Source organism: Mannheimia sp., assembly GCF_056854775.1.
The window spans coordinates 22093-29407 of the sequence record NZ_JBXGGI010000025.1; the positions used below are offsets into that span (position 1 = coordinate 22093).

Below are 7315 nucleotides of genomic sequence, written 5' to 3' on the forward strand. Positions count from 1 at the left end.
AAAAGCCACCGAAAGGTGGCTTTTTTCTACTTAGTAGTCTTTAATGTCAAATTCTCGTTGTAGCTTTTCAATGCTTTCAACTTGTTCGAAATCGTTAAACTTCGCTACATCTTCTGCTTTGGTTTTTGTGCCGACAGCTTGGCTAACGAATACTAAACCTTTCTGATCGATGACCGCTTTTTGGTAAAACGCCACAATATCTGCCTTAGTTAGCCCTTTAGTTAGCTCAATCACTTGTTGCAAGCGGTCAAATTTCGCATTATTTCTGCTAAAGTCTGAACCAAATTCGGCAAATTCTTCTGCTAAAGATTCAGGCTTATATTGCAGTTTTTCGACCAAGCTATTGCGATATTTTACAAATTCATCATCAGATAAATTCTGTAAACGCTCGAAGCTTTCTTTAAAGAAACGCTTGTTATGTTCTAAAATCCCTTCCGGCGTAGTATTCGGACTTTGCACCATAAACTGAATGCCTGAGGTTTTACCAACAGCCGTATGAGTTGCATACACCACATAACCAAGTTGTTTGTCGGTACGCAAATCATCGAAATACCAGCGAGACACAATATCCCTAATCAGTCTTGCTCTTACTACACCCTCTAACTCTGCATAGCCATTTGGCAAGAATGCCATTAACAATGCGTTGTCTTCATTCGGTACGTTTTTAATGAAATTGATCTTACGGTTGCTTTCATTAATATCAAGATACTGCCCTGTTGCATTTGCAGATTTTTGGTTTTTTATGACCGCTTGTACTTCGTTTGAAAGTGCAGAAACCTGATCATTCGACAAATTTCCAACCGAAAGTAACTTAAAGCCTGTCGCATCATTTAAAATACGCTGACGTAATTTTTGCACATCATCAAGCGTGATTTTATCGATCATCTCACGTTGTTTCGCTATCTCAAAATAAGGGTAGCTTGCAAAAGAGGTTAATGCCGCATTCGCTTGATTAAGGCTATTTTCTTTCTCGCTACGATCTAAAACTTGGTGTAAACGTTGTTTAGCCTGATCTAATACGTCTTCATCAAGCTCAAAAGTGCTGAACTGTTTGATACTGTCTAAAATCAACTTACTTAGATTTTGTGTATAACCTTCCGCACTCGCCACCAAACCATTGGCTGCCGGGGCTAAACTTAGCTTCATTCCTGCTGTGGAAGATTGAAAATCCAGCTTCGTTTGTGCCAAATTATTCATATAACCCAAAATTGATGCCGCAATCGCGGTTTTTAAATCGTCCTGTCTTGGAAGAATGTTATATGTCATACTGATTTTCGCTTTCGGATCGGTAGCAAAATTCACACTCGGCATCGCATAAATCAGCTCGCCTTGTTTTTCAGCTAATAATTTTGGCTTAGTCAGCCCTTTTTCTACCTCATTTAACGAGAAATCTGTGGTGAAATAAGGATTTAACTCAGGTAAATTGAGCGGTGGATTTTGGCTGAAATCAAACCATTTTTGCTTTTGTCCGTTTGTGATTTTTGCCACAGAATAGCCAGCCTCAAAATGTGGCGTTTTCTTATCCGTTACGGCATTATCGCTCACGAGTATAATACGAGCATTGTCGATATTCATTTCCGCCAATTTCGCTTTAATTGCCTCATTATCCATCGTTTCCGCCACATAAGGTTGGTCGATAACGTGTTCTAACGGAAAATAGAGCATTTGGTCGGTAATGAACTCCACAAAGTCCATATTTTTCTCAACTTGTAGATGTTGAAAATCTTGCTTCAGGCTCTCTTTTACCTCATTGAAATAGCTTTCTTGAATGCCCTCTTGCTTGATTTTTTCAATTTGTTGGAACACGAGAGAAATCACTTTATCTTGCTCAGATAAGCCTTTATCCGTTAGCTCAATATAAATATCGAACGAACTGCGATCACGTCCAATATTAGCGGAACTGACTGCTTCAATGCCACCATCGGATAAGCCTTGTTTAATTAAATAATCTGACAATGTGCCATCGGTATTATTATTCAGCACATAAGCGATATACTCGCCTGTTTTGTGCTTAAAGTGCATTTCATCATTTGGGAAATCAAAGCCAATCACAAGCATTTTAGTGGATTTCACCGGCTTATATTGAATGAAAACAGATTTATCTTCCGATCGGTAACGTGGTTCAGCCGTTTGAGGCACACTTAGATTTTTGTTTTCCATTTTGCCTAACGTATTTACTGCCAATTTCGCCATCTGCTCAATCGACTGATTTGAATAAAGCACCACTTTAAACAAATTCGCCGAATAACGCTCTTTGTAGAATTTCTCCAGCTCGGTTTGTAATTTGCTATCCGGCTTATCAGATAATGTATCTTTGTTTCCAACCGCAAATTTTGTGGCAGGGTGAGCCGGGTTTGCAGTGGCTAAATTCACACTGTGTAATAAATGTCCATCGTGGGATTTCGCTCGCACCATCTCGGCATTCACCGCATTCACCTCTTTTTTCGCATTCGTTTCCAGCAATAATGGGAAGGCAAGCGTATCCGCCAAACGAGTAACCGCCTCACTAAACGCCTCATTATTCACTTGTAAATAATAAGCGGTGCGATGAGGGGCGGTAGACGCATTATTCATTCCGCCATTTTGGGTTAAAAAGCCGTCTAAACTGTTGGTTTCAGGGTAGTTTTTTGAGCCCATCAAAATCATATGCTCAAGATAGTGAGCTAACCCTTGCTGAGAAACCGGGTCATCCATCGAGCCAATCGGAATAATGGCGGACATTAGCGATTTATTCGCTTGGCTATCTGAAATAAGTAGTACCTCCATACCATTATTCAGTTTGATACCTTGATAAATCGCCTTATCATTCGGGCTTTTATTAATGCTTTGCTTAATTAACTCAAAGCCTTTCTGGCTCTGGGATTGCATTTGACTAGCGGTCGTTTTTTCCGAATTTTTTGCAACATCTGCAAAGGCTGGATAAGTCATTACATTAGCAGCAAAAGCGGCTGCCAGTAATTTAGTTAGAATAGATAATTTCATACATCTCCTTTTGAAATTAAAATTTGTCGTAATTTATTGACAGTAAAATGAAGGAAAAATTCTATTTGCAAATTTATCAACAAAAACAACCGCTTGTATTTAGCTATTTATCCTCATTTTCTCATTCATCAACCCAAACCAATTTATGGTACGTTGATAAATGTTATCTGTATCTAGCTCTATTGTTTGTGAAAGAACACGGTTGATATAACTGCCTTCTCGATCTTCTGCAAGGAGAGAAAGTGCCTGTTCGCTGTTTTCACCGCCTTTTTTGAGATACTCTTCAATTCCTTGATAAATCACCAGCTGAGCTTGCGATAAGCCTGCCAAGTAATCCTTCACATAAACAGTTAATTGAGCTAAAGCCTCTTCTGAAGAGAGTTTTTCAAAACTCAACTGCCCTGTTTGCTCGCCTTCACGATAATAAAACTTCACGGTTTTTTGAGGGAAATAAGCACAAAGTAATAAATGATAAATCCAGATTTCAATCTTATCTTTATCTCGTAATCCGCCCACTCGCCACAGCACCATTTCATTACTATATAAATTTGGCATATTGCCGTTAAGTTGGAGCACTTTCTCATCAATGGCAATGCTGTGGTTTAGCGTTAAAATTGTGCTTTCTCTTGCTAAATAATCAGCTAAAGTCGCTCGCATATCACTGATTTTACCGATTAAATCTTGCTTGGTTGTTGTGGCAAAATTAGATGCCGGTAAGTTGCCTTTAAGCTGTTCTTGCTCAAAAAATTGCTCTTGCTGTTCGGGCTTAACACTTAATAATTCATTTAAGATAGCGTAATTATCCAGCCCAGACATCGTAAAAATTTCGCTTTCATCAATCGTATCATCGTAAGTGTTAAAAGAGATACCTAGTACATTAACGAAGAAAAATTTAATCGGGTTCTGCACAAAGCGAATGAGGTTTTCGATCTCAATATCAGTTACCATTTCCGTACTTAAGGGCTCACTCAAGAAATCTTGTACGGAATTGTTTGAGTTAATAATCCACTCTGCGTTGTAGGCATAATCTCTTGGGTGAGTGAAGTTCTTTTTGCTAAACACTGTAAGCGGTTGTTTTCTTACTAAGATTTGCTCAACTTCCGCTCCGAACATTGATTTAAATTCAGGTGTTAAGTAATCGCTAATGGTATCAAGCAGCTGAGAAACCAAAATAGAGGGCAACATCTCTTTGCCGTCTTTTTGCGATTGCCCGATGTAACTGATGTAAAACACATTTTGTGCAGAAAGTAAGGCTTCCAAAAAGAGATAGCGATCATCATCTCGTTTCGCACGGTCGCCTTTTTGTGGAGCGTATTGCATTAAATCAAAACTATTGATCTGTTGCTGACGAGGGAAATCCGCTTCATTCATTCCAAGCAAACAAACCACTTTAAACGGAATAGCTCGCATTGGTAAAAGTGTGGCGAAATTGACTCGCCCAACCAAGAAATTGAGCTGCTGGGTATGTTGATTTAATTGCTGGTTAAATAACAACGCTAAAATCTCAATGTGGAGATCTTCAGCAAAATGAGTTGCGGAAATCAATGATAAAATTTCATCATTTACCGTATTGAGTAGCAAAATAGAGGCGGCATTTTCAGCATTTTCTTGATATAAATCTGCAATCAGCATTTTTACCGCTAAATGCCATTGCTCTAAAGATTGTGGCGACTGAATCAGCTTTACCCATTCCAATAAAGCTGAAATAAACGACGCCAATCGCCCAACCAGCTCTGCATTTAAGCCGTAGCTATCACCAAATGCTAATGTGTTTTCCCAAATGCCGTGAGCTTCTTTTAGGCTTGAGCCAAGCAGTAAACGATTTAAACCGTTTTCCCACGAGTTGTAGTTCTGCCAATGGGGTTGTTGAATATCAATGCCTGAACGTACACCTGCATTTTTCGCCCATACTCGTAACGTGTGAATATCTTCCGCACTAAAGGAAAAACGGGATTGAATTGCCCCAACCTCCAATAAATCAAATAGATCTTCGGCATTAAATTGGCTCTCTTTCATCGCAAGCAGTTGCAAAAAACTATTGATGATTGGATCAATTTTGGTAAACGTCTGATCCGATAACGAAAACGGAATATAGCGTGGATCTCGGCTACCTTTATTGCGAGAAAACACCGCATCAATATAAGGAGCGTATTTATTAATATCCGGCGACATCACAATGATGTCTTTTGGCAGTAAGGTTTTGTCTTTCTCAAACAAATTCAGTAGTTGGTTATGTAACACTTCTACTTCACGCATTGGGCTATGGCAGGCGTGAATTTGAAGAGAGTGATCGTCGGTTAAATCATCAATAGTGGCATTATTTACGGAACTAAAAATCTGCTTTTTAAGCTTGTTTAGGTTACTGTTTTCTTCAGGTTCGAGGAATACATCAATAGTATTTGGCTCAAATTCCATCAGCTGTGCTAAGAAATCACGCCCTTGTTTTCCCCAAAGGGCAAGTAGTTTATTGCTCTGCTCTGCTAACAAATTTTCCAGATCTTCAGGCGAAATTTTATGTGTTAAGGCGAGCTTTTGCCATACTTTGTCTTCTACGCTATCGCCCCAATATTTTTCGCTTGGGTTGAAAAAAAAGATGTGAATATCGCAATGCTCACTTAATTTTTTAAACACCGCTAACTGCAACGGCGAGAACGCAGAAATACCAAAAATAAAGATACGCTTTGGTAGCTTTGCTTTTTCCGCTTCGGTGAGATTATCTAGCTTTTCAAAATAATTTTGTTGCAAATACGCACGATGCGAGGTGGTGAATACCCGATCATCTGCCCCGGCTTGCAGATCTTGAATAATCTGCAACCATAATTGGCTTTGCCATTTAATATCGTTTGAAATCAAATTCAGATCGACATTCTTTGCAGAAATTGCAATTTTTAGTTCATTTTCGACCGCTTGTAAGTTTCCCTCTTCCCAGTGCACCAACCAATGTGGGCGATAAACTAAGTATTGGTCGAACAATTCGGCAATTTTGGCAGAAAGTTGATAGAGTTTAAGTTGATACTGCTCCTCGTTTGGCTGATTTGCCAAATACCGCTGAAGGGGCTTAAATTCATCTTGATTTAGGCAATTCGGGAGCAAACGCATAATCCGCCAAGTCATTGAATGGCGTTCAAAAATATTCTCTTTCGGTAATTCAGGAAACAGTACACGATACTGCTGCCACAAAAAAGTGGTTGGATAAAGAAAATTGCAGTTGCCCATAATGCCGTTTAATTCTGCAATCTGCATTTGCAACCATTGTGCCATTCCTTGACTTTGGATCAAAACCGTTTCCGGTTCAAATGGATCTTCAAGCGGATTAACTTGCTGAACTTTCACCAGCATTTCCGCCAGTGAAGAAATTTGGTTGGATTGGTAAAGTGTAAACATAATAACGCCTCGCTAATGAATTATTGTCCAATAAAGCGAGGGGGGATTCAATCATTATTCAGCTCAATTTTGCCAAGTGGAAAACGAATACTAAGCTTATTCCCTGAGCACTGAATGTCATAGCGAATATTATTTTGCTCTATCTGCCGTTCACAATCTAAACCCGCCAACTGTAACGCAATTTGATTTTCTAATATCACCGCTGCCTGTTGTTGCTGAAAATGGATATTCACTCGCCTATTTTGCTCAGATTGCCAATGGCTAAAACTCAACACCACAATCGTAAATAAAGCTATAGCCACTAAAAGTGAAATAGTACTTTCCGCCTTATATTTATTCATCAATTGCCCCTATGGTATTTTCGGAATGAGGTAAATATTGCCAGTAGGAATATTTCACTTCAAGCTGGGCGATAACCTCTTTCTTAAAGGTTAAATTGCGTTCTTCTCTTGCGTTATCAAAAGAGGAATACAAAGTACCATACATTTTTTTGCCTGTAATATCAAAGAGATAATCAGTAATCACAATACCATAAAAATCCTGTGGGAGATTTTCATTAATCTCATTTTGAGCAATAACAATTTTCGGATTATCTTCGCTACTAGAAGGCAATTCTGATAAGCTGCGAATGGTATAAATCTCTTGTTCTGCTATATTTGCTAAATCTAAATAATCTGAAAACTGTGTAAATGGTATATATTTCTCTTTAGTCGGTTTTTTATCTTTGAATAAACTGTTAAATTGGCATTCAAATTGATATTGCAAGAAATTTAATTTCTGAGGTGAGAAATCAGATTGAATAATCATATCTTTTTTTAATTTTTGGCAAAGTTTATTTTTATCTTCTTTGTATAAAGCGAGAAAGTGATATTTATCTGCAAGATATTTTTCACTATAAAACTGAGTAATATTCTGCTGACTAATCCATTTCTCTTTTGTTAAAAATAAT

Annotated in this window: 4 protein-coding genes; all 4 read right to left on the reverse strand. The window is 38.3% G+C overall.

The genetic code is table 11. The features are described 5' to 3' along the window. Positions 1-30: 30 nt before the first annotated feature. Positions 31-2982, reverse strand: a complete 2952-nt coding sequence (gene ptrA / locus ACJHV0_RS02345; RefSeq protein ID WP_483133279.1) for a pitrilysin — start codon at positions 2980-2982, stop codon at positions 31-33. A gap of 99 nt (positions 2983-3081) precedes the next feature. After that, positions 3082-6366 (reverse strand): exodeoxyribonuclease V subunit gamma, encoded by a 3285-nt coding sequence (gene recC / locus ACJHV0_RS02350; protein ID WP_483133280.1) that lies wholly within the window; start codon positions 6364-6366, stop codon positions 3082-3084. 47 nt (positions 6367-6413) lie between these two features. Further along, a complete protein-coding gene (locus tag ACJHV0_RS02355) occupies positions 6414-6707 on the reverse strand; it encodes a DUF5374 domain-containing protein (RefSeq protein ID WP_283386758.1) in 294 nt (97 codons plus the stop codon). Continuing rightward, positions 6700-7315 (reverse strand): DUF2572 family protein (locus tag ACJHV0_RS02360; protein WP_483133281.1); only part of this gene is annotated, 616 nt, incomplete at its 5' end. The genes ACJHV0_RS02355 and ACJHV0_RS02360, both read right to left, overlap by 8 nt.

Coding starts and splice junctions, on each gene's coding strand:
- ptrA (WP_483133279.1), bottom strand. CDS start 2,982: ATGAAATTATCTATTCTAACTAAATTACTGGCAGCCGCTTTTGCTGCT.
- recC (WP_483133280.1), bottom strand. CDS start 6,366: ATGTTTACACTTTACCAATCCAACCAAATTTCTTCACTGGCGGAAATG.
- ACJHV0_RS02355 (WP_283386758.1), bottom strand. CDS start 6,707: ATGAATAAATATAAGGCGGAAAGTACTATTTCACTTTTAGTGGCTATA.